Source organism: Mesorhizobium sp. M0496, assembly GCF_040321205.1.
Taxonomy (GTDB): Bacteria; Pseudomonadota; Alphaproteobacteria; order Rhizobiales; family Rhizobiaceae; genus Mesorhizobium.
Window position 1 is genome coordinate 63,436 of sequence record NZ_JAMYRC010000013.1, and the last position, 24,905, is coordinate 88,340.

Genomic DNA, 24,905 nt, shown 5'->3' on the forward strand with positions numbered 1-24,905 from the left:
ATATGGGTTGCGCGGCCCCCGTGGATGCGCGAAGCTGACATCATGAGCGAGGCATTGCAGGAGCTGATCGAAATCGCCGGCCGTCATGCGCGCGGGCGACGAACGACAACGGCGATCCCCCGCGTTTCGATCGGCCGCAGCGAAGTCGCCACGGCGCCGATGGCGGGGGTATGGGGGTCGGGAATCCTGTTTGTGCTGCAGGGCGCGAAAACGGTTCTGATCGGAGACCGGACCCTTCGCTACAATCCCGCCAGCTATTTCATCTACACAGTCGACACACCCACCATCAGCCAGTTGGTCGAAGCGAGCGCCAAGCATCCCTACCTGGCAATCGGCTTCGCCCTCGACCTGCAGGCCGTCGCCGCCCTCCTCGTCGAGCACGAACCGGCGCTCGGCGGCGACAGTTTCTCCACCTCGCCCGTCAATGAAGACCTGCTCGACGCATTGCGGCGAATAATGCGGCTGCTCGACCGGCCAGGGGAGATTCCCGTGCTGTCGGCCATGCTCGAACGCGAGATGCTGTTTCGGCTGCTGCAAGGCCCCCAGGGCGCAAAGCTTCGCCAGCTTGCGCGCGCCGACGGCCATCTGTCCCGGATTGGCCAGGCGATCGCCTGGATCCGCGCACATTGCCATCAGCCGGTCCGGGTCAGCGATCTGGCCGAAATCGCCCATATGAGCAACGCTGCATTCTACCGCCACTTCAAGGCGGCGACGGCCATGAGCCCGATCCAGTATCAGAAACAGATCCGGCTGCTGGAGGCGCGCCAACTGCTGGCTGCCCAGCCAGGCAATGTTGCAAGCGTCGCCTTCGCCGTCGGCTACGAGAGCGCTTCCCAGTTCAGCCGGGAGTATGCCCGCCAGTTCGGATCGCCGCCCGCGCGCGACGCAGCCCAGCTTTTGGCGGCAGGCGAGGCGTCTGTAGAGGTCCTCTAAATTTTGCGCTTGCGGCCTGTGTCGCGTCGCTTCTCGCCGACGCCGACGGTCAGCGCCATGGCCAGCGCCATCGTTGCCGATAGCGAGCGGAAGCCGGCAAAATCGGCCTCGGCAACCTCGAACCAGACCTTGGCGAACTGGGCGAGCGGCGAAAACGAGCTGTCGGTGATGGCGACGATCGGCACGCCCTGTTCCGAAATGCTGCGCGCCTCTTCGATGGTGGCCGGCGCATAGGGCGAGAATGAGATGGCGATGACGGCGTCCGCCGGCGTGGCGAAGGCGATCATCTCGGCATTCAGGCCGGCGGCTGATTCGATCAGCTGGTTGCGGATCTTCAGCTTGCCCAGCGCATAGGCGATGTAGGACGCCACCGGATAGGAGCGGCGCTTGGCCAGCACATAGATGGTCTCGGCCTTCGCCAGCAACGAAATCGCATCTTCCAGATGCGTGTCGTCCAGCGTGCGTGAGATGTCGTTGAGCGAGGTGGAGGCGGCGGCGACGAAGCCGTCGAAGATCGCCCGGTGGCCGGCGGCGCCCTCGGCCTTGGCGCGCAAGGCTTGCAGCCTTTCATCATAGGATGAGTTGCGCTCGCGCAGCCGCTCGCGAAACACCTGCTGCAGGCTGGTGAAACCGTCGAAGCCGAGCTGCTGGGCAAAACGGATCAAGGTCGAAGGCTGCACGCCGGCCGAAGCGGCGATGCTGGCGGCGGTGCCGAAGGCAATGTCGTCGGGATTGTCGAGCGCATAGGCGGCGATCTGGGCGATGCGCTTCGGCAGGCTTTCGCGCCGATCGAGGATCGTTGCGCGCAGCGTCTCGAAGTCGCGAGGTACCCGTTCGTCCATCGTCGCCCTGTCCAAGCTCATGCGTGAAGCGTCCCTCTGTGCCTCATCATAGTGAACCTGCGCAAGAACGCCATAAAAAATGAGGCAGACGTTCCATTCCAAGATAAAATGGACTAATTCATCCACGCAACGCTTCAGGCAGTGGAGAAACGGAAATGGTCGGCGTCGGTCTCATCGGCACGGGTTTCATGGGCAAATGTCACGCCATCGCATGGAGTGCCGTCGGCGCCGTCTTTCCCGATGTCGCCAAGCCACGGCTTGTCCATCTCGGCGAGGTCAACGAGGACCTCGCCAGGCGCAAGGCGGGCGAGTTCGGCTTCGCCAAGGCGTCCGGCGACTGGCGCGCCGTCGTCAACGACCCGGAGGTCGATATCGTCTCGCTGACCACGCCCAACCAGTTCCATCCGGAAATGGCCATCGCCATCCTCGAGGCGGGCAAGCATCTGTGGTGCGAAAAGCCGATGGCGCCAAGCTTCACTGAGGCCGAAGCGATGGCGGCCGCGGCGAAAAAGTCCGGCAAGGTCGCGGCCCTTGGTTACAACTACATCCAGAGCCCGGCGATCCGTCACATCGGCGCGCTGCTCGATGAGAAGATCATCGGCGAGGTCAACCATCTGCGCATCGAGATGGATGAGGATTTCATGGCCGATCCCGAGGCGCTGTTTTTCTGGAAGCACGAAGCCGCTTCCGGCTACGGCGCGCTCGACGATTTCGCCGTGCACCCGCTGTCGCTGGTTTCCGCCCTGTTTGGCCGCGTCGCCAGCGTCATCTGCGACATGGCCAAGCCCTATGCCGACCGCAAGGTGGCCAGTGGCGGCCGTCGCGCGGTCGAGACCTACGACATCGCCAGCGTGCTCATGCATCTGGAGAACGGCATTGCCGGCACGCTGCTTGTGAACCGCTCGGCCTGGGGCCGCAAGGGCCGTATTGCCGTCCAGATCTTCGGCTCGAAGGGGTCGATCCTGTTCGACCAGGAACGATCGAACGAATTCCAGCTCTATCTCACCGCCGACCGCCCGACCGAACAGGGCTACCGCACCATCTTGGTGGCGCCGCACCACAAGCCCTATGACCTCTTCGTTCCGGCGCCGGGCCATGGCCTCGGCTTCAACGATCTCAAGATCATCGAATGTCACGAACTGCTGACGCGGCTTGCCGGCAAACCGGCGCGGCTCATCGAATTTGCCGAAGGGCTGGAGATCGAGCGCACGGTGCACGCGATGGCGCGCTCCTTCGAGGAAAAGCGCTGGGTCGATGTGCGGTAGAGCCACGTAGTTCGTCGAGACGGGGTAGGTTGCCGACTCTCGGCAGACAAGATTTCACCATTCATTTGGTGACCCGTCGCAGACATTCGCGATTGGCCGACGCCTCCCTGACGCTTCGCCCCAGGATGACGAAGCAACGGGCGTTTCGACCAATCCCCAAGGCATGCGACCTGCCAAGGTAAGCACCACGCCAAGTATCTGCGGTCACCTCAGCCGCCGGCGGCCGGAGTCTCCCAGCCGTTGACCCAGACCTGCCGCAACCGGTCGCCCTCGCCCTTGAACCGTAGTCCCGTCGCCTGGCAATCTTCGATCCGGTCGCTGCGGAAATTGCGGATCGCCTGGCGCAGCTCGCACCAGGCGACGATATTGGCGGTTTCGGCGTAGTATATCAGGGCGATCGGGCGGACGAGTCGCTCGGAGGCGCGGCCCATTTCGTCGCGATAGGAGAGGTCGAGCTTTTCCTCGTCGCGGATGGCGCGACGCACCAGCGCCAGATCGATCGCACCGGTCGAGGGTGCGGCAAATCCCCATGCATGCAGCGCATTGGCGTCGAACGCCTGGCGCAAGGGCGGCGGCACCGCACCGGCGATCTTGGCGCTGACGCGCTTGGCCGCCTGCTTGAGCTCGCTGTCCCCGGTGCGCTCCAGCAGCGCCAGTGACAACACGATCGCCTCCATCTCCTCGATCGAAAACATCAGCGGCGGCAGGTCGAAGCCGGGGCGCAGTATATAGCCGATGCCACGCCCGCCCTCGATCGGCACGCGCATCGCCTGCAGTGCTGCGATGTCGCGGTAGATCGAGCGCACCGTCACTTCCAGCCGCCCGGCAATCGTTGCCGCCGTCACCGGCTGCCGCGCCAGCCGCACGATCTGGATAATCTCGAACAGGCGTGACGCCTTGCGCATTTTTCACCCGGATTCCGATCGCAACTGACACACCATCGTCAGTTGGGCTGACCTATAGGAGCGCCTATCGAATTGAGAATCAATACATTCCGCTGCGGCCTGGCCGGGCGAGGCGACGGGCAACTGACATGGACTACGCGGGAAATCTCTGGCTCTTCTGTCTCCTCCTCTTCGGCATCATCATCGTGCCCGGCATGGATATGCTGTTCGTGCTTGCCAATGCACTGACCGGTGGCGGCAACAGGGGACTTGCCGCGACCGGCGGCATTATGCTGGGCGGCATGGTGCATACGCTGAACGGCGCGCTCGGCGTCGGGCTGCTGATGCATTTCGTGCCGATTCTCTACAATCCGCTGCTGATTGCCGGCGCCGCCTACATGGCTTTTATCGGCCTGACGCTGATGCGCAGCTCGATCAAGGTTGGCGACGAGGGGCCAGCCGGCAGCCGCTCGGCATGGAAGGCGTTTCGCCAGGGGCTGGTGATCTGCCTGATCAATCCGAAGGCCTATCTCTTCGTCTTCGCGGTCTATCCGCAATTTCTGAAGCCGGCCTACGGTCCGATCTGGATGCAGGCTTCCATCATGGGATTGATGACGATCGCCATGCAATTTGCCGTCTATGGCGGGCTCGCCATCACTGCCGGCCGCAGCCGAAATCTCCTGGTCGCCAACCCCCGGGCGACCGCCTTTGCCGGCCGAGCGGCCGGACTGCTGCTGGTTGCGGTCTCGGTATTCACGGCATGGGAAGGACTGAGAGCAGGGTAGGATATGGATTTCTTGCGAAGAGGACCCCACCCTAACCCTCCCCACAAGGGGGAGGGAACGCTGCCGCGCACTCCAATTCGATCCTTTTGGCGCCTGAAACGTCGGCAGTTTGCCGTTGTCAGCGCCGACTGGAGTCTCCCTCCCCCTTGTGGGGAGGGGTTAGGGGTGGGGGTCCGTGCCGGGCAAAGGCCGGCAATAGTGGCTCAGGCAGCCCCCTGGCGGCTGTCGATCATGGCGCGGCGCGCTGAACGGCGCCACTCGACGGCGCGGGCAAGGCCGTGCAGCACCGTCTCGGTGGTCGCCCAGTCGATGCAGCCATCGGTGATGCTCTGGCCATAGACCAGCGGCTTGCCGGGCACGACATCCTGCCGGCCGGCGACGAGATTGCTCTCGATCATCACGCCGATTATGCGCTCGTCCCCCGCCGCGACCTGACCCGCGACATCGGCCGCCACCTTGGGCTGGTTCTCGGGCTTCTTGGCTGAATTGGCGTGGCTGACATCGATCATCAAACGGGGCGCGACACCGATGCGGGCAAGCTCCACTGAGGCGGCCTCGACGCTGGCCGCGTCATAATTCGGCGCAACGCCGCCGCGCAGGATGACGTGGCAGTCCTCATTGCCGGTGGTCGTCGCAATGCCGCTGCGCCCGCCCTTGGTCACCGCCATGAAATGATGCGGCTGGGCGGCGGATTTGACGGCCTCGGCGGCGATCCGCAGATTGCCGTCGGTGCCGTTCTTGAAGCCGACCGGGCAGGACAGGCCGGAGGCAAGCTCGCGGTGGATCTGGCTCTCGGTGGTGCGCGCGCCGATCGCGCCCCAGGCAACGAGGTCGGCAATGTATTGCGGCGTGGTCATGTCGAGGAATTCGGTCGCCGCCGGCAGGCCGAGATTGTTGACGGCGGAGAGCACGTTGCGCGCCATCCGCAGTCCCTTGTCGATGTTGAAGCTGCCGTCGAGGTCGGGATCGTTGATCAGGCCTTTCCAGCCGACCGTCGTGCGCGGCTTTTCGAAATAGACCCGCATCACGATCTCCAGCCGGTCCGACAGGCTCTCGCGCAGCGCCGCCAGACGGCTGGCATAGTCCACGGCGGCGACCGGATCGTGGATAGAACACGGGCCGACGACGACCAGCAGCCGATCGTCGGTGCCGTTCAAGATAGCGTGGATGGCGTTACGTGAAGCGCTGACGGTGCGCGTCGCCGTCAGCGTGCGCGGTATTTCCCGCATCACCTGGTCCGGCGTACTCAATTCCCTGATTTCCTTGACCCGAAGATCATCTGTGGTGGTCAACACGGCTTTCTGCTCCTGTTTGGGGAACCTGCCGGCTGAAACAAAAAAGCCGCCAGGTATGGCGGCTGTTTGGATCTTGTTGCTGCAATCTTCAGATCGAGCGCAATCCTCCCGCCGCCAGCGAGCTCCTAAAGTACCAATACGTGGCGGTCAGGTTGATCATGCGGCTCATATAGTCGAAGCGGAAGCGCTTGTCACGTGCTTGATTGGCCTACCAGCGCGGATCAGGCCATTCGACGTTATCCCACTCCAGAAGGTCTCCAGGTGACAGAAGATTCTTCTCGCCACGTTGAAGGCGGTATGTGTAGAGGGTTTCGTACAGGGGTTCGAAACTGGATAGTAGGTCCAGAAAATGCCGCCTCCGCTCGGATTTTGACCATGAGCAGAAAATTGCGGTACGGCTCCAGAGACCATCGAAAACATTGCGGTATGCTGGATCCAGCCGCTGCCAATGCGCGACTGCTTCAGCGCCAAGCGCTGCGAAATCCTCCTTGAGAGCCTCCTCGATTACGGCTTCCAGAGCATAGACAATGGCCTGGGTTTTTGCGGTGTGTTCGAGATACGCCAGCGATACCCTCAGCATCCTTTGCTGAAGAAGAATAACGGGCCACAGCGCCTGGACACCATAACGGATGCCCATTTCCTCATGATCTGAGGGCGGGTGTAGAATCTCGCGTTGGCGTTCGTAGGCCTTCCGGACATCGTAGGCTAGATTTAAGAACAGGCCTTCCCTGTCCTTAATAAGCGGCGATCGGTCATTGACCTCATGCACGACCGTGTGGAGCCATTGAAGAGATGTATAGTCACCAACCAGTAGAATGCCGGCGTGATTTTTCAGTAAGCGATATGAAAGCAAACGCACCCTCCTGTCTCAGCCGGCTTTCTAGACATGCTGCACCGAGCGGCTCATTCAGTCCAGGGATCGAAGAGTCCAATCCCAAAGCCTTCGAAATCCTTCGTGTTGCGCGTTGCCAAGGTGAGTTCCCGCGCAATCGCCGTGGCTGCGATCAGGCCGTCCATCGACGACAGGCCGCGACCGTGGCGCTTCGCAAAGCCCATCAGGTCGCCCCAGGCCAAGGCAACTGGTTCATCCACCGGAAGGACCCTCTGCTCGAAGCGCTGCGGCAGGTCCCGAGCGAGCCACTCGGCCAGTGCCTCACGTTTCCGGCCCTCATCCATTAGGGCGACGCCACGCCGGATCTCGGCGATCGACACGACGCTGATGAATGAGCGGTCCTCATCGAGCCTGTCCAGCCAGTCCAGAACGCGTGCGTCCGGCGCCGGCCTTGTCACCTCGGACAGGACATTCATGTCGAGCAGCAGCCTCACAGCGGCAGATCGCGCGGTTCGTCGCGCTGACGCTCCAGGTCGAGATCGGCGCCGCGCAGCGGCGACTCCAACAGGAACTCCGAAAGCGTACCCTTGCGCGCGGTCTTCCGCTGCCATTCCTCGGCCGAGACGACAACCACGCTTGGTTTGCCGTTTCTGGTGATCGTCTGCGGCGAAGACTGCGCGCGCTCGATAACCTCAGAGAGCCGGGCTTTTGCCCCGGCGACCGTCCAGTTGGTATTCTCTTTGGGTGCAGACAGCATTGCGACCTCCATGACCAGTCTGACTATCTTGACTATATGGGAATGGCGATGCGGCGGCAACAGGGCGCGGGGGGCTGACCGATGGTAGCCAATTGGGGATGGGTCGAAGCCTCTCGACTCCGTCATCCCTGGGCGAAGCAGGAGCGAAGCTCCTTGCTCCGCCCGTGGATGACGAAGTGTTGGGCGTTTCCGCTGGACTTGCCTGCTGCTATTCCGGAGACGACCCGGCGATGCTCTGGTCGTAGTCGACCAGCGATCCGGTCATCACACCCGACTGCGGGCTCACCATGTAGCTGATCAGGCGGGCAAGCTGGTCCGGCTTGACCAACTGGCCCATCGGCTGCGCGGCTTCGGCCTTTGCCAGCCAGTCGTCCGGCGCGTCGTGCCATTTCTTCTGGACGATGTCTTCGCCCTCGGTGTCCATCCAGCCGGGCAGCACCGCGTTGCTGCGGATGCGATTGTGTCGATGCGCATTGGCGACATTCTTGGTCAGCGTCATCAGCGCGCCCTTGCTGGTGGAATAGGCCGTCAGGAACGACTGGCCGCAATGCGCCGACATGGACAACACGTTGACGATCGAGCCGGGTGCTTTTTTCTCCAGCAGATGCGCCACCACGCCCTGCATCAGGAAAAACGGCCCACGCACATTGGTGTCGAAGATCTGGTCGAAAAGCTCTTCGCTCGTTTCGACCAGCGAGCCGCGCGCCGACGTCGCGGCGGCGTTTACCAGCGCGTTGATGGTGCCGAAATGCGAGATCGCGGTGGCGACCGCACGCTTGCAGTCGGCCACATCAGAGACGTCGGCGCTGATGAAAATCGCGTCGACACCCAATTTCCTGAAATGGGCAACGGCTTTGTCGCCCTTCTCCTGCGAGCGGCCGATGAGCGCCAGCGCCCGGCAGCCTTCGTCGGCCAGCGCTTCGGCGACGGCGAAGCCGATGCCTTGCGCACCGCCGGTGACGATGGCGCGCGTTTTTGAATTGCGATCGGCTAATGCGCTCATCGCTCTGCTCCTGTCTGGATATCTTACTTTGCCGTGTCCAAGCGAACGGTCTTGCCTGTGGTCGCCGACTTCAGCGCCGCATCCGCCAGCTTCAGGGCCACGAGACCATCCGCGCCGCTTGGTGCCGCCTTCTTGCCCGACGTCGCCGCTGCGATGAAGGCAGCGATTTCATTGGCATAGGCGTCGAGATAGCGCGTCATGAAGAAGTCATGCAGCGGCGGGCGGGTGTAGCCCTTCTCGTTGGCCAGTTCGATCGACACCGGGCGCTGGTTCTCGGCCGCGATCATGCCTTTCGAGCCGTGCACCTCGATGCGCTGGTCGTAGCCATAGGTGGCGCGGCGCGAATTGGAGATGACGGCCTGCTTGCCGGATGCGGTTTCGAGGATGACGCTGACCGAGTCGAAATCGCCGGCCGCGCCGATCTTCTTGTCGACCAGCACCGAGGCATGGGCGCTGACCGCCACCGGCTCTTCGCCGAGCAGGAAGCGCGCCATGTCGAAATCGTGGATGGTCATGTCGCGAAAAATGCCGCCCGAGCGCTTGATGTAGTCGATCGGCGGTGCACCCGGATCGCGCGATGTGATGGTGACCATCTCGACGGTGCCGATAGCGCCGTCGTCGATAGCCTTGCGCACGGCGGCGAAATGCGGGTCGAAGCGCCTGTTGAACCCGACCATCAGCGTCGCCTTGGTCTTCTCGACCACGGCCAGGCACTTCTCGACGCGCTTGACGTTGAGATCGATCGGCTTCTCGCAGAAGATCGCCTTGCCTGCCTTGGCGAAGCGCTCGATCAGATCGGCATGGGTGTCAGTCGGCGTGCAGATGACGACGGCATCGATATCCCCGGATTTCTCGATGGCGTCGATGCTGCGAACTTCGGCACCATAGGCGCTCGCCAGTTCAGTTGCCGCCTTCTCGAACGCATCGGCGACAGCAACCAGTTTGGCCTGCGGATTGGAGCCGACGGCGCGGGCGTGGACCTTGCCGATGCGGCCGGCACCGAGGAGGGCGAAGCGAACAGTCATGAGTATTTCCTCTAGGGGGATGGGTTAGAGAGAGTTGTGTCCACACCTTCCTTAGGAGGAAGGTGGCGAGGTTATTTCAAGCACGCATATCGCCCCAAAAACAGGGTGATTACCCTGTTTAGGCCGCGAGTTCCGCCTCGCCGGTCTTGGCGCCGGTGATGTAGGAGACGATATCGTTTCCGTCGGTGTTCTCCTTGCGCAGATTGGCGACGATGCGGCCGCGCCGGAACACGACGATGCGGTCGCAAAGGTCGAACACCTGGCGCATGTTGTGGCTGATCAGGATCAGCGGCTCGCCATTGTCCTTCAGCGTGCGGACGATGTTTTCGACCTGCGCCGTCTCCTGCACGCCAAGGGCGGCGGTAGGCTCGTCCATGATGATCAGCTTGGAGGCAAAGGTCGCCGTCCGGGCGATTGCCACGCACTGGCGCTGGCCGCCCGACATGTGGCGGATGGTGTTGGACAGATTGGGGATCTTCACCGCCGTGCGGACAAGTGCCGCCTCGGTCGCCTTGCGCATGTATTTGCGGTCGAGGATCGAGAACGGGCCGAGATTGAACAGCACCTTTTCGCGGCCGAGGAACAGATTCGACGGCACGTCGAGATCGTCGGCCAGCGCAAGGTTCTGGAACACGGTTTCGATGCCCGCCTCGCGTGCCTCGATCGGACCAGTAAAGTTCACTTCCTTGCCGTCGAACCAGATCTGACCGCTGGTGCGCTGCTCGACACCGGTGATCTGGCGCACGAAGGTCGACTTGCCGGCGCCGTTGTCGCCCATGATGGCGACATGCTCGCCCTTGCGTAGTTCGAAGTTAGCGCCTTCGAGCGCGTGCACGCCGCCATAGCGCTTGGTCAGGTTTTCGGTCTTCAGGACGATGTCTGACATGATCATGCCCTCATTGCCCGCAGGCGTTGGCGCCACTGGTCGAGAACCACCGCACCGACGATGATCACGCCCTTGACCATCTCCTGGTAGTAGGCGTCGAGGCGCAGGAAGGTGAAGCCGGAGATGATGACGCCGAAGATCAGCGAGCCGATCACCGTGCCGATGATCGAGCCCCGGCCGCCTGACAGCGAGACGCCACCGATGACCGCCATGGCGATGGCGTCGAGTTCATACATCACGCCCATGCCGGACTGTGCGGTCAGGTTCTTGGAACTCAATACCACGGCGGCAAGTGCTGCAAGCACACCGGCGATGACGTAGACGAGGATCTTGTGGTTGGCGATCTTGATGCCGGACATGCGCGCGGCGTCCTCGTTGGAGCCGATCGCGTAGCAATGCTTGCCGTACCTGGTGTAGGTCATGATCAGCTGGAACAGCACCGCCAGCGACAGGAAGATGATGACGGGCATCAGGCCTTTGCCGATGGCCGCGAAACCCTCGGTGGGAAACGAGATCGGCTGGCCCTTGGACCACCATTTGGCGATGCCGCGCGCGGTCACCATCATGCCGAGCGTGGCGATGAAAGGCGGAATGCGCGTGTAGGCGATCAAGGCACCGTTGACCAGGCCGGCCAGCAGGCCGCAGCCGATCGCGACCAGCACCGGCACGATCACGGGCAGATCGGTCCAGCCTTGCGCCAGGAACATCGCCTTGGGGTTGGGATTGCCGTTGACGGTCGCCACCTGGGCAAAACTCATGGCGATCATCGCGGTCGCGCCGACGATCGAACCCGAGGACAGGTCGATGCCGCCGGTGATGATCACTTGCGTCACGCCGATGGCGATGATGCCGACGATCGACACCTGCAGGATGATGATCTGTAGCCGTGCCTCGTTGAAGATCGCGCTGACGTCGCTGCGGGTGTTGAACAGGAAGCTGTCGCCAAGAAAGACGCGGCCGATCAATTCGAAGATGACGACGAGGATGATGAGCGCCAGGAAAACATTGAATTCGGCCGGCCATGTGCGCTTCTTCGCGTCATAGCTGACCCCGCCGACGCCATGAGATGTCTGTGCCAATCTTCTATCCTCCGTCAGCCGCGGTCGTCCCTTGCTGCCTTGCCGGCGCTGAGGGAAAGAGGAGCGGCGCTGTGAGAGCGCCGCTCCGTGTGCGTGCGGCTCAGTTCTTCTTCAGGAACTTGTCGATGTTCGCCGGCGTCACCAGCTGGAAGGGGACGTAGACCTTGTGTTCGACCTTCTCGCCCTTGGAGAGCTTAAGCGCCGCATCCAGCGCACCGGCGCCCTGGCCGGCCGCATCCTGGAACACGGTTGCGTCGAGGTCGCCCGCCTGCATGGCGGCAAGCGCGTCCTGGGTGGCATCGACGCCGCCGACCACGACCGTCTTCATGTCGATGTTGGCGGCCTTCATCGCCTGGATGGCACCGATGGCGCTTTCGTCATTGTTGGCGATGACGCCATCGAATGGCTTGCCGGTCGACAGCCAGTTGGTCATCAGATTCTGCGCCTCGTCGCGATTCCAGTTCGACGTCTGCTTGTCGATGATCTTGATGAAGCTGCAATCCGGCGTGGCGATTACCTCTTCGATATCCTTGGTGCGCTGCACGGCGGCCTGGTTGGAGAGCTCGCCCATGATCACATAGACATTGGCTTCCTTCTTGCCGGCTTCCGTGAACAGGCGGCAGACTTCCTTGGTCTCGAGCGTGCCGGAATCGGCCTCGTTCGAGGCGACGAAGGCCTGGTTGTCGGGCAGTGTGTCGACATTGACCGGCTCGCGATTGACGTAAACCAGCGGAATCTTGGCTGCGGCGGCTGCATCCGACATCGCCTGCGTGGCCGAGGTGTCGACCGGGTTGACGATGATGGCGTCGACGCCCGACGCGGCGAAATTCTTGATCTGGTCGAGCTGCTTGGCGACGTCGTTCTGCGCGTCCTCGACCTGCAGCTCGACGCCATCCATGCCCTTGGCCTGCTCGATCATGCCGTTGCGCAGCACGGTCAGGAAGTTGTCGTCGAACTTGGCCATCGACACGCCGACCTTGGCGGCAAAAGCGGATGAACTCATCAGCGCCGCGAAAGCGACGCCCAAAATCAGTTTCTTCATTGTCTTTCTCCTCCACATGCTGGTGTCCGGTTTCACCGATTTATCCGGAATCCCCGATCTCCCCGGGGAATCTCTCCCTGCTGTCGTTTCTGTTCCGGGTGACGCCTTGCCGTTTGCTGGAACGCCAAGCCCTCTGTTTGAAACAGATGTTCCGGAACGAAAGAACCAAAATACACAGTTGGTGAAATATTTATTCCATTTTGCCTTGAGGCGTCAAGGAGATTCCAAAACCGGATGCGCGATTTTCGGATGAGGGGCGCTTGCCGCGGAAGGAGCGAACGCGAAACGAGACGCAGACCTGGATCCGTGCCGTGACCGCTACCGAAGAATGCGGTGGCATAGAATGAAGCCGTTCTGTCGCGATCCTTCCCACCGCCCTCTGTCCTGCCGGACATCTCCCCCGCAAGGGGGGAGATCGGCTGTCATCCCGGCTTTTGCCAATCTCCTCCGTTGCAAGAGTGTGCGGAGCGCCGAAGCTGCCAATCTCCCTCCTTGCGGGGGAGATGGCCGGCAGGCCAGAGGGGGGTGCTGTCCCGCCGACATCTCACAGACCTCTGCACCAGTCTGGAACGTCAGAGCCCTAAATGTTCTCCGGCAAATAAATATCGAACGGCAGGAAGGTCTGGCCGGGCGCGTTGGCGGCACCCGTCTCGATGGCGTGCGCCATCAGGTCGACCAGTTCGCGGCACAGCGCTGCCAGCGGCGTGGAGATCACCATTGTCAGGATGCCATCCGCCAAGGCGGAGCGCGATGTCGCGTTGATCTCGTTGCAGATGACCGCGGGCATCTCGGCCGGCTTTGCCTGCCTGAGTGCCGCGACCGCGCCTTCCATGCCGCCGCCGGCGACATAGCAGCCGACGAGATCGGGGTGGCGGCCGAGCAGGTCGAGCAGCGTGTCCTGGGTAATCTCGTTGGCTTCCAGATTGACCAGCGTTTCAAGCAAGGTGAATTCCGGCGCCTGTTCGCGAAAGAACGAGCGAAAGCCGATCTCGCGCAATTCGTGGCCATGGAAGCGGTGGCTGCCGACGAACAACGCGACCTTGCCCGGCCGCTTCGCCGCCTTCGAGATCATCCAGGCCGCGCTGCGGCCGACCTTGCGGTTGTCGAGCCCGACATAGCCCTCGCGGATGCCGGCGGCGAAGTCGGACAGCAGGGAAAACACCGGCAACCCTTTCGCCTTCATCTCCTCGACGGCGACCGTCAGTGTCGGGTGATCCGGCCCGACCAGGGCCACGGCCCGGCACTTGGCCGCCAGCTTGCGCGCGCGCTCGACGATTTCGTCTGGGGCCAGCGAGTCCGCGAAATCGATCATGGCGACGCCGCGGAAACGCGGCGACCGCGACACGGCAAGTTCAAGCTCGCGGGCGAACTCGCTGTAGAAGACGTAGTTGCCCTTGAGCAGCAGGAAGCCGAGCCGGTACTCGGGCAATTCATGGCGCATCCGCTGCTTGATCAGGCCTGCCGCGTGATAGCCGATCTCGGTCGCCGCTTCGTAGACGCGGCGCGCCGTGTCCTCGCGCACCGGCAGGCGGCTGTTGAGCACGCGATCGACAGTTGCCACGCTGACACCGGAGATGCGCGCCAGGTCTGATATGGTCGGCCGTTTCGCCATGCTTGCCTCATTGGAGTGTTGGGCTTTCCTACATCATTCTGATAGGAAATGATAGAAACTATCTTTGTGATGTTGAGTCTATCATGGTCTGGCGCTATTTTTCAGCCTCGAAGCCAATGGATTTCAGGCGTTCGCCCTGGCGAATGCCTCGCCGAGGGAGGCAATCATGTCCACTGCGCCGTCCCGGCGTGACTACAGCCTGATCGGCCGCGACGCCGAGCTCGCCGTCGAGACCGGCCTGTCGGCGGCCGAGTGGTATCACACCGAGATTCCGCGGAAGCAGATGAAAGAGCTGATGCAGCGCTCCGACGGGCCGGCGATCCGCGATACCATCATCTGGCTAGCCGCCCTGATCGTCAGTGGCGCCGGCGGCGTCTGGTTCTGGGGCAGCTGGTGGTGCGTGCCGTTCTTCTTCGTCTATGGCGTTCTCTACGGCTCATCCACCGATTCACGCTGGCATGAATGCGGTCATGGCACCGCCTTCCGGACGCAGTGGATGAATGATGTGGTCTATCAGACCGCCTGCTTCATGATTATGCGCAATCCGGTGACCTGGCGCTGGAGCCACACGCGTCACCACACCGACACCATCATCGTCGGCCGTGACCCGGAAATCTCGGTGATGCGGCCGCCTGATCTGGTTCGCGCCATGCTGGGCTTCGTCGGCGTGCTCGACGCCTGGCATGCGATGAGCGATATGCTGCGCAACGCCGCCGGCAACATCAGCGCGGCGGAAAAGACCTTCATTCCCGAGCAGGAACAGCCAAGGGCGATCCGCATCGCCCGCATCTGGACGGCGATCTATGCCGCCACCATCGCGCTGGCGTTCTACACCGGTTCGTTCCTGCCGCTGATGCTGATTGGCCTGCCCAGGCTCTATGGCGCCTGGCATCACGTCATGGTCGGCCTGCTTCAACATGGCGGCCTGGCCGACAATGTCACCGACCATCGGCTGAACAGCCGCACCGTCTACATGAACCCGATCAGCCGCTTCATCTACTGGAACATGAACTACCATGTCGAGCATCACATGTTCCCGATGGTGCCCTATCATGCGCTGCCGAAGCTGCACGAACTGATCAAGCACGATCTGCCGGCGCCGACACCGTCGATCCTGGCCGGCTACCGCGAGATGATCCCGGTCTTCCTGCGCCAGCTGCGCAACGAGGACTATTTCCTCAAGCGCGAGCTGCCGCCGACCGCACGGCCATATCGCGAAGAATTCCACAACGACACTGTCGCCGCCGCGGCTGAATGATCGTGCTTCTATCCGATTTCCAGGGGAGGACTTGAATGAGCGACTGGGTCGAGGCCTGCACCACCGGCGACATAGACGAGGAGGATGTGATGCGCTTCGATCATGGCGGCCGCACCTTTGCCATCTATCGCAGTCCCGACGACGAGTTCTTCGCAACCGACGGCCTTTGCACGCATGAAAAGGTGCATCTGGCCGACGGCCTGGTGATGGATGACATCATCGAGTGCCCCAAGCACAATGGCCGTTTCAACTACAAGACGGGTGATGCCCGCGGCGCGCCGGTCTGCGTCAACCTGAAAACCTATCCGGTCAAGGTCAACGCCGGCAAAGTCCTGATCCAGATCGGATGACTGATATGGCGCGGGGAATGGTCATCATCGGTGCCGGCGAATGCGGTGGGCGCGCAGCGTTGGCGCTGCGCGAGTTGGGCTATGACGGGCCGGTGACGCTGGTCGGTGATGAGCCGCATCTGCCCTACGAACGCCCGCCGCTGTCGAAGGACGCGATGGCCAGCGAAGCGCCCGAGATCAAGGCGATCGCCAGCGACGCAATTCTGGCCGAGAAATCGATCCGGCATATCCATTCCGTTCAGGCCGTGGCGATCGATCGCGCGGCGCATGCGGTGCGCCTGTCGGACGGTTCGGCCCTGCCTTACGACAAGCTCCTGCTGGCAACCGGCTCGATGCCGCGCAAGCTGCCGATGCCGGGACTGGGTTCGCGCTGCGTTTATCTCCGCACCTTCGCCGATGCGCTCGCTATTCGCGCGCATCTCAAGGCAGGCAATCGTATCGCCATCATCGGCGGCGGCTTCATCGGCCTCGAACTCGCCGCCGCGGCACGCAAGCTCGGAGCGTCGGTCACCGTCATCGAGGCGCAGCCGCGCATCCTGATGCGCGGCGTGCCGGCCGAGATCGCCCAAATCATTCATGATGCGCATGTCGCCGAGGGCGTGAAGATCCTGTGCGGCGACGGCATCGCGTCCATCGCCGACGATGGCAACGAGGTGCGCATTGCGCTTGCCGGCGGACAGCAGATATCAGCCGATCTCGCCGTCATCGGCATAGGCGCCGTGCCAGTGACTGGGCTCGCCGCCGAAGCCGGCCTGACGATCGACAATGGCGTCGCTGTCGATGCCGAGTTGCGCAGCAATGATCCCGATATCTTTGCCGCCGGCGATTGCTGCTCGTTTCCGCTCGCTGTCTATGGCGGCCGCCGCGTGCGGCTGGAAGCCTGGCGCAACGCCCAGGAGCAGGGCGCGCTGGCGGCGAGGAACATGCTGGGCGCCGGCGAGGTGCACGCAGCGGTGCCGTGGTTCTGGTCGGATCAATATGGTCTGTCCCTGCAGATCGCGGGCCTCTCGGACGAGGGCCGCAGCACTGTGCGCCGCGACGTCGGCGATGGCGCCTTCATCCTCTTCCATCTGGCCGAGGATGGCAGGCTGGTGGCGGCCAGCGGCATCGGCCCCGGCAACGCGGTCGCCCGCGACATCAGGCTGGCCGAAATGCTGATCGGCAAACGAGCGAAGCCGACGCCGGAAGCGCTGGGATCGCAAGCCGTCAAGCTGAAGTCGTTGCTGGCGGCTTGAGCTTGCGAAGAATGGAGGGCCGAGGCCCTAAAACAGCGCCTTCAGCTCCGCCAATTTGTCGTTGACCAGCCAGCCGTAATAATTCTCCTCCGGCAGCTTCTCCGGCTCGCTGGCGGCGCGGCGCCTGTCGTTCTCCGCCTTCAGCGCATAGGCGCGCTGCTCCGGATTGCCGACATTGTAGAGCGTGGCGGTCAGCCCCGGATTGCCCGAAATATCGAAGCCGGCAATGCTCTTGTAGGCGTCGATCGATTTTTTGATCGTCGCGGCGACGTAAGGCAGCGTCAGGTCGGGATCCATGATGGTCTTGTAGACCGAATTGGGATCGGCGACGTCGAGCTTCGGCAGGCCCGAAACCTTGTGCACGAGATCGCTCATCTGCAAGGCGGTCAGCGGATTGAGCTGGCCGAGGCCGAAGGTCTGGCCGGCATAATAGGGCTGGAAGAAGGTTGCGCCGAAGCGGTCGTCTGGAAAGCTTGTCCCGCCGACGGATTTGCCGCGAAACGAATGGTTCCACACCTGCTCGCGGCATTCCCACAGATCGTAGCTGTCCGACACCCCGGCGCATTTCTTGAATTCCGGCCGCTGCACGAAATCGGTGATGTCCTCGCCGTCGTAAGCGAAGGATAGCTTGCTGGAGAGATAGGAAATCGCCTTGACGTAGTAGGTCTGCAGCCGGTCATAGGCGTCGACATTATAGGTGTGCTCGCCGACGATGGCGCCGACGATGTGCAGAGGATCGATGCCGTAGGTGGCTGCTACCTTCTTGATCTTGCCGCGCAGATCGGCGTCGTTTTGCAGCAAGGCGTAAACCTTGCGGTACTTCGCCTGGAAGGTGGTGTTGGTCGCCTGCGTGCGCCGGCTGGAGGCGCCGGGAATGTCGGGCTGTTCCGCATTGCGGTTTCCCGCCGGCACCAATGTCGCCGCCTCCGCGGCGAACAGCGTCGCCGCCAGCGTCAAGCCGAGAATGATCAGGATCAGTTTTTTCATGCGCCGCCGCCTAAGCAATTCCAGGAAAAGTGTGAAACGGTTTTCCGTCCGGAATTGCGTCAAAACAAAGAGATAGAGTGGTTCACCGTCTCCGGGAAACGGTGAACTGCCCTAGAGAATTGCCGCGCAAACTAGGTAAAGCTCTTGATTGAGTCGAGAGCACCCCTTCACCCGGCAATACGAAAGGTGGCCTGATGGTACCATCTGGCCACACATGATTCTATTTGCCGGAATCTGTTGCTTAAGCCGGCGCCGGAATGACCCGGCGCCGTCGTTTAAAGGATGAATCGCGACAAATCTGTGTTTCGCGACAGGTCGCCGACATGCTTTTCGACATAAGCGGCGTCGATGGTGACCGCCGTGCCATTGCGGTCGGGCGCGTCGTAGGAGATGTCGTCCAGCACCCGCTCCATCACCGTCTGCAACCGCCTTGCGCCGATGTTCTCGACGCTGGCGTTGAGGTCGACGGCGATGCCGGCCAGCGAATCGATGGCGTCGTCGGTGAAGGTCAGGTCGACGCCTTCTGTCTTCATCAGCGCGATATACTGCTTGATCAGGCTCGCCTCGGTCTCGGTCAGGATGCGGACGAAATCGTCCTTCTCCAGCGCGCGCAACTCGACGCGGATCGGCAGGCGGCCCTGCAATTCCGGCAACAGGTCGGACGGCTTGGAGACGTGGAACGCACCCGAGGCGATGAACAGGATGTGGTCGGTCTTCAACGGTCCGTATTTGGTCGCCACGGTGGTGCCCTCGATCAGCGGCAGCAGGTCGCGCTGCACGCCTTCGCGAGAAACGCCGGCACCCATGCCACCTTCACGTGACGCGATCTTGTCGATCTCGTCGAGGAAGACGATGCCGTCATTCTCCGTCGCGTCGAGCGCCCGGCGCACCACCTCATCCTGGTCGAGCAGCTTGTCGGACTCATCGTTGACCAGCAGCGCGTAGGATTCCTTGACCGTCGTCTTGCGCGCCTTGGTCTTCTTGCCGCCCATCGCCTTCGACAGCATGTCGTTGATGTTGAGCACGCCGATATTGGCGCCCGGCATGCCGGGGATCTCGAAGCCTGGCATACCGCCAGTGCCGGTGTCGGCGACTTCGATCTCGATCTCCTTGTCGTCTAGCTCGCCATCGCGCAGCTTCTTGCGGAAGCTATCGCGCGTCGCCGGGCTCGCTGTCTTGCCGACAAGCGATTCCAGCACCCGTTCCTCGGCGTTGATGTGGGCGCGCGCCTTGACGTCCTCGCGCATCTTCTCGCGCACCAGGCCGATGGCGATCTCGACCAGGTCGCGGATGATCTGTTCGACGTCACGGCCGACATAGCCGACTTCGGTGAACTTGGTCGCCTCGACCTTGACGAAAGGCGCACCGGCCAGCCGCGCCAGGCGGCGCGAGATCTCGGTCTTGCCGACGCCCGTCGGCCCGATCATCAGGATGTTCTTCGGCATCACCTCTTCGCGCATCTGGCCTTCCAGCTGCTGGCGGCGCCAGCGGTTGCGCAAGGCAATGGCCACGGCGCGCTTGGCGTCCTTCTGGCCGATGATGAAGCGGTCGAGTTCCGAAACGATTTCGCGGGGAGAGAATGTGCTCATATGACTAAATTCCACTTTGCCACTGCTTGATGGCCTCGAACGGATGCAGCAGCATGATCACGTTGAGTGTCAGATTGTCCCGGATGAGATAGCCGGTACCCAGTTCGAAGATGATGGCAAGGCTGACGATCACCCATATAGGTAGCCTTCGCGCCATCACAAATCCCAGCACCATGGCCAGTGTGTCGGACACCGAATTGATGATGCTGTCGCCGTAATAATCGAGCGAGATGGTACCGGCGCGGTAGCGGTCGATGATGAACGGGCTGTTCTCGACCAGTTCCCAGCCGCCTTCGATGAAAACGGCGAATGCAAGCCTCAGGCCGATCGGTGAGCGCGGGAACAAAAACCGCGCCAGGGCATAGAACAGGAAGCCGTGGATGAGATGCGAGGGCGTGTACCAGTCCGAAATATGCTGGGAATTCTCCGAACTCTGCACGACGCCATGCCAGAGCTTGACGTAGCCGCAGGTGCAGATCGGTGTCCGTCCCATCAAATAAAGCGTGACGGCCTGGATGATGATCAGGCCAAGCACGATGAGCAGCCCCATCCGCCAGCTGTTTTCGTAGGCCGAGAGGTTTTTGTCCTCGCCGGATGCTTTCATGCCCTCATTCCCCCTCATGCCCGTCGTGCTCTTCGGTCATCACAGCCCGCTACGCCTTCAGCGGCGGCAGCCAGCGGATTACGGCCGCCGGCAAAGTGGGCTTGACGACAATTCGCCGGATACGCTGCCAGCCCGCCCCGAAAAGGATGATCAACGCGCCGACAACGACCAAGATCAAGGCAAAAGGCGGAATGCCAGTCGAATGGGAGGCGGAGTTGACCAGATAGTAGATGCCCAGCGAGCCGAAATAGGCCAATGTGGGAACCAACAGCGAACGGCGGTCTATGGCAAGCGCAACATAAACGAAGCCAAGGATCAGGATCGTCAGCATGATGGTCGCATTGGCGTCGGGCGCGATATGTCCAAATGCGACGTTCTGGCCAGTTGCCATGATAAAGAGCGGATGCACCAGCATGGGCGCCGATACGACATGCAGCCAGAACGCACAATCGGACCAGATCTTGCGCCGATCCCGGTCGTGGATGTCGAAAGCCACGGCCGTCGAGAATACGATCAGGCCGCAGATCAGCGGCATGTAGAGTGCCGCGCGGAGCAATTCGGGAACATCCTCGAGGCTTGGCGGCGCAACCGCGCCTGTCGTCACGCCGTCGTACAGGATTATTGCCGTTTGCAGGAAAGCAAGCAGTGTAAAGGCGATGGCGATGACCCCGGCAAGGACGGGGACGCGAAAGCGCCAGAAATAGATTACCGCCGCCGCTATTCCCCCGCCGAGAAACAGATATCCGGCCCGGGAAGCCGTCTGGCGCAACGCCAATAGCTGCCAGATGGTCTCCGGCATGCGGATGTCAAAGCTGGCCTCAACCCGCAGTGCCAGCGCGACCAGGATGGCGACCATGAAGATCAGGGCAAGCACGGAAGAAGACAATTTCATCCGGTGCTGACGCGTGACAATTTCGGCGAGCGCCCAGGCGAAAACCGCAAGAATGCCGGCAATCCAGAACGTCTGACCAGGAAGCATGGTGATGAGGACGAAGAAGATACCGGCGTTGAGCAGAACAGTCCCCACGGTGATGAAGAGATCATTGCCGCCGCCGACCAGCCGCAGGTTTTCCTCGTCACCCTCATCATCGACGCGCTGCGCCTCAGCCGCGACCGAGCGTTCCATGGCCTCAAGTTGATCCCGCAGCGCCTGCGAAATCAGACCCGCGGCGATTGCCTTGTCGAGTGTTTCCGCGCGGATCAATCGGGCTCCTGTGGCGCGTCGCGCGCCATCATCAATGCTGGCCCGTATTCCGATGTTCTGGTGTCAAAGGCAACAAAGCCGGCTTTCTCATAGGCTCGGATGGCCCGTTCATTGGATGGATCCGGGTCTATGATGACGCGCGGCACGCCTTCCTCGAACAGCTGTTCGACGAACTGGCGCACGATTGCCGAGCCATGGCCGAGCCCGAGCAGCTCCGGCCGGCCGATCGACAGGTCGATGCCGAGCGTGCCGAACGGCTGGTCGGCATAGGGATGGTCGTCTTCCATGTGCGGATCGTAGCTTTGCAGATAGGCAATCGGCTTGCCGTCGAGTTCGACGATCAGCGGCTCGACGGAAATGCTATCGATGTGCTCGCGAATCTCGGCGATTTCCGTTTCGGGATCGTCCCACCACTCCGCGACATGCGGCTCGGCGAGCCAGCCGGCAATCATCGGCAGGTCTTTCTCGGTTACCGGCCGAAAATCATACCTGTCTTCTTGTTCAACCATGATCTTTCCCGAAAACCGGTTTCCACTTTTCGGGATCATGATTGGCGGCCGGGTCAGCCGGCATCGAGCGTTTCGATGACGAAATTATTGTTGGTGTAGACGCAGATGTCGGATGCGATCTGCATCGCCTTGCGAGCGATCTCCTCGGCGTCCTTGTCGCTGTCCATCAGCGCGCGCGCCGCGGCCAGCGCGTAATTGCCGCCCGAACCGATGGCCATGACGCCATGTTCGGGCTCGAGCACGTCGCCGGTGCCGGTCAGCGCCAGCGAGACCGACTTGTCGGCAACCAGCATCATCGCTTCCAGCCGGCGCAGATAGCGGTCAGTGCGCCAGTCCTTGGCGAGTTCGACGCAGGCGCGCGTCAGCTGGTCGGGATATTGTTCGAGCTTGGCTTCGAGCCGCTCCAGAAGGGTGAAGGCATCGGCCGTGGCGCCGGCGAAACCGGCGATCACATTGCCGCCCTTGCCGATGCGACGCACCTTTTTGGCGTTGCCCTTCATGATGGTCTGGCCAAGGCTGACCTGGCCATCGCCGGCGATCACCACCTTGTTGCCCTTGCGCACCGTCACGATGGTCGTGGCGTGCATGGTCAGTTCATTCGACATTTCCTGGCTCCGAGCAGCGCTATCCCAAAAGGCGATTGGCGCGGTACGAGTGACTTGATCGGCCATATGTATGCATGGGCCCGGTGATTGCAAACGGCTCGATACCCGACCGGGATGGCAACTGGCAATCGCCGGATCATGCTGCTAGAAGGCTCTCGTTTTCAAGCCGGTGAAGGCTTGGAACGCGTGAAAACCCTGGGACAAGGACAAGGTCATGCTGCCCCGTTCCGCCGAAGCCAGCCGCAAGACCAAGGAAACCGATATCGCGGTATCGGTCCATGTCGACGGTTCGGGCAAATCAGACATTTCGACGGGCGTCGGCTTCTTCGACCATATGCTGGACCAGCTTTCCCGCCACTCGCTGATCGACATGACGGTCAGGGCCAAGGGCGACCTGCACATCGACGACCACCACACGGTCGAGGATACCGGCATCGCGCTCGGCCAGGCGCTGGCCAAGGCACTCGGCGAACGGCGCGGCATCATGCGCTATGCCTCGATCGACCTTGCCATGGACGAAACGCTGACGCGTGCGGCGATCGACGTGTCCGGCCGTCCTTTCCTGGTCTGGAACGTTTCCTTCTCGTCGCCGAAGATCGGCACCTTCGACACCGAACTGGTGCGCGAGTTCTTCCAGGCGCTGGCGCAGAATGCCGGCATCACGCTGCATGTCACCAATCATTACGGCGCCAACAACCACCACATCGCCGAGACCTGCTTCAAGGCGGTGGCGCGTGCGCTGCGCACGGCACTCGAACGCGATCCGCGTCAGCCGGACGCGGTTCCTTCCACCAAGGGATCTTTGAAGGGATAGCGTCATGGCCGCCTATGTCGTCATGGAACCGCCCGGCGGCAGTGAGAAAGCCGATACAACGGCCTTTGTCCGCGATGGCTTCGCCTGGCTCGGTTTTCTGGTGCCGCCGCTATGGCTCGCCTGGCACCGGCTGTGGATCGAAGCAGCCCTTGCCTTCGTCATCATGGGCCTGCTTTCGATGCTCGGCCAAAAGCTCGGTCTTGGGCTGGCCGACTCGCTGCTGTCGCTGCTGGTTTCGCTCTATGTCGGACTGGAAGGACAGGCGCTGCGCATATCGGCACTTCGCCGGCGCGGCTGGCACGAATGGGGCGTGGTCGAGGCCGGATGGCTCGATGATGCCGATACGCGCTATGCGCTCGAGACGGATGCGCTTGCCGATGAGGCTGCCCCGGTGCAACGCATGGTCCCGGACGCTGCTCGCGCGCGGCCCGCGCAGCCGGGCATGGCGTTGGGGCTGACCCACATTCCGGGAAGACGCTGACATGCGGGTTGCCATCATCGACTACGGTTCGGGCAATCTGCGCTCGGCCACCAAGGCTTTCGAGCGCGCCGCGCGGGAAGCCGGCATATCAGCGGACATCGACCTGACCGCCGATGCCGAACGGGTGCGTACCGCTGATCGCATCGTCCTGCCCGGCGTCGGCGCCTACGCCGACTGCGCGGCCGGCTTGCATGCCGTCGAAGGTATGTGGGAAGCGGTGGAAGAAGTCGCGATCGGTAAAGGCCGGCCCTTCCTCGGCATCTGCGTCGGCATGCAGCTGATGTCGCAGCGTGGCCTCGAAAAGACAATTACCAACGGCTTTGGCTGGATATCAGGCGACGTCAAGGAGATCACGCCCGCCGATCCGGCGCTGAAAATCCCGCAGATCGGCTGGAACACGATCGAACTCAAACGCCGGCATCCGCTGTTTGCCGGCATTCCGACCGGGCCGGACGGGCTGCACGCCTATTTCGTCCATTCCTACCATCTCGATGCGCGCAAGGCGGACGAGGTCCTGGCGGTCGCCGACTATGGCGGCCCGGTGACGGCCGCCGTTGCCCGTGACAATCTCGTCGGCACGCAGTTCCACCCCGAAAAGAGCCAGGCGCTGGGCCTTGCCCTGATCACCAATTTCCTGCGCTGGAGGCCCTGAGCATGATCCCGAAAAATGGCCCCCGGTTTTCTCGGACAAACGGTTCCCGTTTGTCCAGAGATCATGCTCAAGCGAAGGGATAACGCATGAGCAAGAAGGGCTATTGGATGGCGATGATCGATGTCCGCGATCCCGATGTGTATAAGCAGTACATCGAGGCGAATGCCGTCGCCTTCGCGAAATACGGCGCTAAATTTCCAGTGCGGGCCGGTCGTTACGAGAATCCCGAAGGACCGACCGGCAACCGTCATGTGCTGGTTGAGTTCGACTCCTACGACAAGGCGGTCGAATGCTATCATTCGCCGGAATATCAACACGCCTCGAAGTTCCGGCTTGCCGCCTCATCAGGCCATTTCGTCATCGTTGAAGGCGCCTGA

At 62.2% G+C, this 24,905-nt stretch carries 28 protein-coding genes; 10 read left to right on the plus strand and 18 right to left on the minus strand.

Features of this window, described 5'->3' with window-relative positions:
* The first annotated feature begins 42 nt into the window (after positions 1-42).
* Positions 43-933: an AraC family transcriptional regulator gene (locus NKI73_RS14160; protein WP_352630709.1), complete on the plus strand. Its 891-nt coding sequence runs from the start codon at positions 43-45 to the stop codon at positions 931-933.
* Here the strand turns inward: NKI73_RS14160 and NKI73_RS14165 are convergent.
* Complete coding sequence (locus NKI73_RS14165) at positions 930-1,775, minus strand: MurR/RpiR family transcriptional regulator (protein ID WP_352630711.1); 846 nt, start codon at positions 1,773-1,775, stop codon at positions 930-932. The genes NKI73_RS14160 and NKI73_RS14165 overlap by 4 nt on opposite strands.
* Before the next feature lie 155 nt (positions 1,776-1,930).
* On the opposite strand from NKI73_RS14165, the gene NKI73_RS14170 reads away from it, so the two are divergent.
* Entirely contained in the window at positions 1,931-3,040 is a 1,110-nt protein-coding gene (locus NKI73_RS14170) for a Gfo/Idh/MocA family protein (protein WP_352630583.1), read from the plus strand.
* Between the two features lie 209 nt (positions 3,041-3,249).
* Here the strand turns inward: NKI73_RS14170 and NKI73_RS14175 are convergent, their stop codons facing one another.
* Positions 3,250-3,945, minus strand: coding sequence for a helix-turn-helix transcriptional regulator (locus tag NKI73_RS14175; protein WP_352630585.1), 696 nt, complete (start codon positions 3,943-3,945; stop codon positions 3,250-3,252).
* A 128-nt stretch (positions 3,946-4,073) separates the two neighbouring features.
* Here NKI73_RS14175 and NKI73_RS14180 point away from each other — a divergent pair, with 128 nt between their 5' ends.
* Entirely contained in the window at positions 4,074-4,709 is a 636-nt protein-coding gene (locus NKI73_RS14180; RefSeq protein WP_352630587.1) for a LysE family translocator, read from the plus strand.
* A gap of 203 nt (positions 4,710-4,912) precedes the next feature.
* Here the strand turns inward: NKI73_RS14180 and NKI73_RS14185 are convergent, their stop codons facing one another.
* From NKI73_RS14185 to NKI73_RS14230, 10 genes are all read right to left on the minus strand, one after another.
* A complete protein-coding gene (locus NKI73_RS14185; RefSeq protein ID WP_352630588.1) occupies positions 4,913-6,004 on the minus strand; it encodes a 3-deoxy-7-phosphoheptulonate synthase in 1,092 nt (363 codons plus the stop codon).
* Between the two features lie 208 nt (positions 6,005-6,212).
* Positions 6,213-6,857, minus strand: a complete 645-nt coding sequence (locus tag NKI73_RS14190) for a DUF6904 family protein (protein WP_352630589.1) — start codon at positions 6,855-6,857, stop codon at positions 6,213-6,215.
* Between the two features lie 50 nt (positions 6,858-6,907).
* Positions 6,908-7,330 (minus strand): type II toxin-antitoxin system VapC family toxin, encoded by a 423-nt coding sequence (locus NKI73_RS14195; RefSeq protein WP_352630591.1) that lies wholly within the window; start codon positions 7,328-7,330, stop codon positions 6,908-6,910.
* Positions 7,327-7,593, minus strand: coding sequence for a type II toxin-antitoxin system Phd/YefM family antitoxin (locus tag NKI73_RS14200; protein WP_352630592.1), 267 nt, complete (start codon positions 7,591-7,593; stop codon positions 7,327-7,329). The genes NKI73_RS14195 and NKI73_RS14200 overlap by 4 nt, the downstream gene beginning before the upstream one ends.
* A gap of 208 nt (positions 7,594-7,801) precedes the next feature.
* Positions 7,802-8,596: an SDR family oxidoreductase gene (locus NKI73_RS14205; RefSeq protein WP_352630593.1), complete on the minus strand. Its 795-nt coding sequence runs from the start codon at positions 8,594-8,596 to the stop codon at positions 7,802-7,804.
* Positions 8,597-8,619: 23 nt separating this feature from the next.
* Positions 8,620-9,621: an inositol 2-dehydrogenase gene (iolG, locus tag NKI73_RS14210; protein WP_352630594.1), complete on the minus strand. Its 1,002-nt coding sequence runs from the start codon at positions 9,619-9,621 to the stop codon at positions 8,620-8,622.
* 118 nt (positions 9,622-9,739) lie between these two features.
* Positions 9,740-10,507 carry an ATP-binding cassette domain-containing protein gene (locus NKI73_RS14215; RefSeq protein WP_023761106.1) on the minus strand — a complete coding sequence of 256 codons (768 nt, stop codon included), beginning with the start codon at positions 10,505-10,507 and terminating at the stop codon, positions 9,740-9,742.
* 2 nt (positions 10,508-10,509) lie between these two features.
* The gene (locus tag NKI73_RS14220) at positions 10,510-11,586 is read right to left on the minus strand and encodes an ABC transporter permease (RefSeq protein ID WP_352630596.1); all 1,077 of its coding nucleotides are present in this window, start codon (positions 11,584-11,586) and stop codon (positions 10,510-10,512) included.
* Positions 11,587-11,686: 100 nt separating this feature from the next.
* Positions 11,687-12,628 carry a sugar ABC transporter substrate-binding protein gene (locus NKI73_RS14225; protein ID WP_352630598.1) on the minus strand — a complete coding sequence of 314 codons (942 nt, stop codon included), beginning with the start codon at positions 12,626-12,628 and terminating at the stop codon, positions 11,687-11,689.
* Positions 12,629-13,208: 580 nt separating this feature from the next.
* Complete coding sequence (locus tag NKI73_RS14230; protein WP_352630600.1) at positions 13,209-14,240, minus strand: LacI family DNA-binding transcriptional regulator; 1,032 nt, start codon at positions 14,238-14,240, stop codon at positions 13,209-13,211.
* Positions 14,241-14,406: 166 nt separating this feature from the next.
* Here NKI73_RS14230 and NKI73_RS14235 point away from each other — a divergent pair, with 166 nt between their 5' ends.
* Genes NKI73_RS14235 through NKI73_RS14245 form a run of 3 tightly spaced genes read left to right on the plus strand, consistent with a single transcriptional unit; the run spans position 14,407 to position 17,083 of the window.
* A complete protein-coding gene (locus tag NKI73_RS14235) occupies positions 14,407-15,498 on the plus strand; it encodes a fatty acid desaturase family protein (protein ID WP_352630602.1) in 1,092 nt (363 codons plus the stop codon).
* A 35-nt stretch (positions 15,499-15,533) separates the two neighbouring features.
* A complete protein-coding gene (locus NKI73_RS14240) occupies positions 15,534-15,848 on the plus strand; it encodes a Rieske (2Fe-2S) protein (RefSeq protein ID WP_352630604.1) in 315 nt (104 codons plus the stop codon).
* Positions 15,845-17,083, plus strand: a complete 1,239-nt coding sequence (locus NKI73_RS14245; RefSeq protein WP_352630606.1) for an NAD(P)/FAD-dependent oxidoreductase — start codon at positions 15,845-15,847, stop codon at positions 17,081-17,083. The genes NKI73_RS14240 and NKI73_RS14245 overlap by 4 nt, the downstream gene beginning before the upstream one ends.
* Positions 17,084-17,110: 27 nt before the next feature.
* On the opposite strand, the gene NKI73_RS14250 is transcribed toward NKI73_RS14245, so the two are convergent.
* From NKI73_RS14250 to hslV, 6 genes are all read right to left on the minus strand, one after another.
* Positions 17,111-18,070 (minus strand): DUF1402 family protein, encoded by a 960-nt coding sequence (locus NKI73_RS14250; protein WP_352630608.1) that lies wholly within the window; start codon positions 18,068-18,070, stop codon positions 17,111-17,113.
* Between the two features lie 275 nt (positions 18,071-18,345).
* Positions 18,346-19,659: an ATP-dependent protease ATPase subunit HslU gene (hslU, locus tag NKI73_RS14255; protein ID WP_352630610.1), complete on the minus strand. Its 1,314-nt coding sequence runs from the start codon at positions 19,657-19,659 to the stop codon at positions 18,346-18,348.
* Positions 19,660-19,663: 4 nt separating this feature from the next.
* Positions 19,664-20,263: a DUF2585 domain-containing protein gene (locus NKI73_RS14260; RefSeq protein ID WP_352630612.1), complete on the minus strand. Its 600-nt coding sequence runs from the start codon at positions 20,261-20,263 to the stop codon at positions 19,664-19,666.
* 49 nt (positions 20,264-20,312) lie between these two features.
* Positions 20,313-21,467 carry a hypothetical protein gene (locus NKI73_RS14265; protein WP_352630614.1) on the minus strand — a complete coding sequence of 385 codons (1,155 nt, stop codon included), beginning with the start codon at positions 21,465-21,467 and terminating at the stop codon, positions 20,313-20,315.
* Positions 21,464-21,976, minus strand: a complete 513-nt coding sequence (locus tag NKI73_RS14270) for a GNAT family N-acetyltransferase (RefSeq protein WP_352630616.1) — start codon at positions 21,974-21,976, stop codon at positions 21,464-21,466. Before NKI73_RS14270 ends, NKI73_RS14265 begins: the two co-directional genes overlap by 4 nt.
* 53 nt (positions 21,977-22,029) lie before the next feature.
* Complete coding sequence (gene hslV / locus NKI73_RS14275; protein WP_352630618.1) at positions 22,030-22,581, minus strand: ATP-dependent protease subunit HslV; 552 nt, start codon at positions 22,579-22,581, stop codon at positions 22,030-22,032.
* Between the two features lie 214 nt (positions 22,582-22,795).
* On the opposite strand from hslV, the gene hisB reads away from it, so the two are divergent.
* The 4 genes from hisB to NKI73_RS14295 all read left to right on the plus strand — a co-directional run bounded on the left by hisB (position 22,796) and on the right by NKI73_RS14295 (position 24,905).
* On the plus strand, positions 22,796-23,395 hold the full coding sequence (hisB, locus tag NKI73_RS14280; protein WP_352630620.1) for an imidazoleglycerol-phosphate dehydratase HisB: 600 nt from the start codon (positions 22,796-22,798) through the stop codon (positions 23,393-23,395).
* A gap of 4 nt (positions 23,396-23,399) precedes the next feature.
* Positions 23,400-23,876, plus strand: coding sequence for a DUF2628 domain-containing protein (locus tag NKI73_RS14285; RefSeq protein ID WP_352630622.1), 477 nt, complete (start codon positions 23,400-23,402; stop codon positions 23,874-23,876).
* A gap of 1 nt (position 23,877) precedes the next feature.
* Entirely contained in the window at positions 23,878-24,528 is a 651-nt protein-coding gene (hisH, locus tag NKI73_RS14290) for an imidazole glycerol phosphate synthase subunit HisH (protein WP_352630624.1), read from the plus strand.
* Positions 24,529-24,614: 86 nt separating this feature from the next.
* The gene (locus NKI73_RS14295) at positions 24,615-24,905 is read left to right on the plus strand and encodes a DUF1330 domain-containing protein (RefSeq protein ID WP_352630626.1); all 291 of its coding nucleotides are present in this window, start codon (positions 24,615-24,617) and stop codon (positions 24,903-24,905) included.

Excerpts from the sequence above, each read along its gene's own strand:
- NKI73_RS14160 (WP_352630709.1), top strand. The coding sequence starts at position 43 with ATGAGCGAGGCATTGCAGGAGCTGATCGAAATCGCCGGCCGTCATGCG.
- NKI73_RS14165 (WP_352630711.1), bottom strand. The coding sequence starts at position 1,775 with ATGGACGAACGGGTACCTCGCGACTTCGAGACGCTGCGCGCAACGATC.
- NKI73_RS14170 (WP_352630583.1), top strand. The coding sequence starts at position 1,931 with ATGGTCGGCGTCGGTCTCATCGGCACGGGTTTCATGGGCAAATGTCAC.
- NKI73_RS14175 (WP_352630585.1), bottom strand. The coding sequence starts at position 3,945 with ATGCGCAAGGCGTCACGCCTGTTCGAGATTATCCAGATCGTGCGGCTG.
- NKI73_RS14180 (WP_352630587.1), top strand. The coding sequence starts at position 4,074 with ATGGACTACGCGGGAAATCTCTGGCTCTTCTGTCTCCTCCTCTTCGGC.
- NKI73_RS14200 (WP_352630592.1), bottom strand. The coding sequence starts at position 7,593 with ATGCTGTCTGCACCCAAAGAGAATACCAACTGGACGGTCGCCGGGGCA.
- NKI73_RS14205 (WP_352630593.1), bottom strand. The coding sequence starts at position 8,596 with ATGAGCGCATTAGCCGATCGCAATTCAAAAACGCGCGCCATCGTCACC.
- iolG (WP_352630594.1), bottom strand. The coding sequence starts at position 9,621 with ATGACTGTTCGCTTCGCCCTCCTCGGTGCCGGCCGCATCGGCAAGGTC.
- NKI73_RS14215 (WP_023761106.1), bottom strand. The coding sequence starts at position 10,507 with ATGTCAGACATCGTCCTGAAGACCGAAAACCTGACCAAGCGCTATGGC.
- NKI73_RS14225 (WP_352630598.1), bottom strand. The coding sequence starts at position 12,628 with ATGAAGAAACTGATTTTGGGCGTCGCTTTCGCGGCGCTGATGAGTTCA.
- NKI73_RS14230 (WP_352630600.1), bottom strand. The coding sequence starts at position 14,240 with ATGGCGAAACGGCCGACCATATCAGACCTGGCGCGCATCTCCGGTGTC.
- NKI73_RS14235 (WP_352630602.1), top strand. The coding sequence starts at position 14,407 with ATGTCCACTGCGCCGTCCCGGCGTGACTACAGCCTGATCGGCCGCGAC.
- NKI73_RS14240 (WP_352630604.1), top strand. The coding sequence starts at position 15,534 with ATGAGCGACTGGGTCGAGGCCTGCACCACCGGCGACATAGACGAGGAG.
- NKI73_RS14245 (WP_352630606.1), top strand. The coding sequence starts at position 15,845 with ATGACTGATATGGCGCGGGGAATGGTCATCATCGGTGCCGGCGAATGC.
- NKI73_RS14250 (WP_352630608.1), bottom strand. The coding sequence starts at position 18,070 with ATGAAAAAACTGATCCTGATCATTCTCGGCTTGACGCTGGCGGCGACG.
- hslU (WP_352630610.1), bottom strand. The coding sequence starts at position 19,659 with ATGAGCACATTCTCTCCCCGCGAAATCGTTTCGGAACTCGACCGCTTC.
- NKI73_RS14260 (WP_352630612.1), bottom strand. The coding sequence starts at position 20,263 with ATGAAAGCATCCGGCGAGGACAAAAACCTCTCGGCCTACGAAAACAGC.
- NKI73_RS14270 (WP_352630616.1), bottom strand. The coding sequence starts at position 21,976 with ATGGTTGAACAAGAAGACAGGTATGATTTTCGGCCGGTAACCGAGAAA.
- hslV (WP_352630618.1), bottom strand. The coding sequence starts at position 22,581 with ATGTCGAATGAACTGACCATGCACGCCACGACCATCGTGACGGTGCGC.
- hisB (WP_352630620.1), top strand. The coding sequence starts at position 22,796 with ATGCTGCCCCGTTCCGCCGAAGCCAGCCGCAAGACCAAGGAAACCGAT.
- NKI73_RS14285 (WP_352630622.1), top strand. The coding sequence starts at position 23,400 with ATGGCCGCCTATGTCGTCATGGAACCGCCCGGCGGCAGTGAGAAAGCC.
- hisH (WP_352630624.1), top strand. The coding sequence starts at position 23,878 with ATGCGGGTTGCCATCATCGACTACGGTTCGGGCAATCTGCGCTCGGCC.
- NKI73_RS14295 (WP_352630626.1), top strand. The coding sequence starts at position 24,615 with ATGAGCAAGAAGGGCTATTGGATGGCGATGATCGATGTCCGCGATCCC.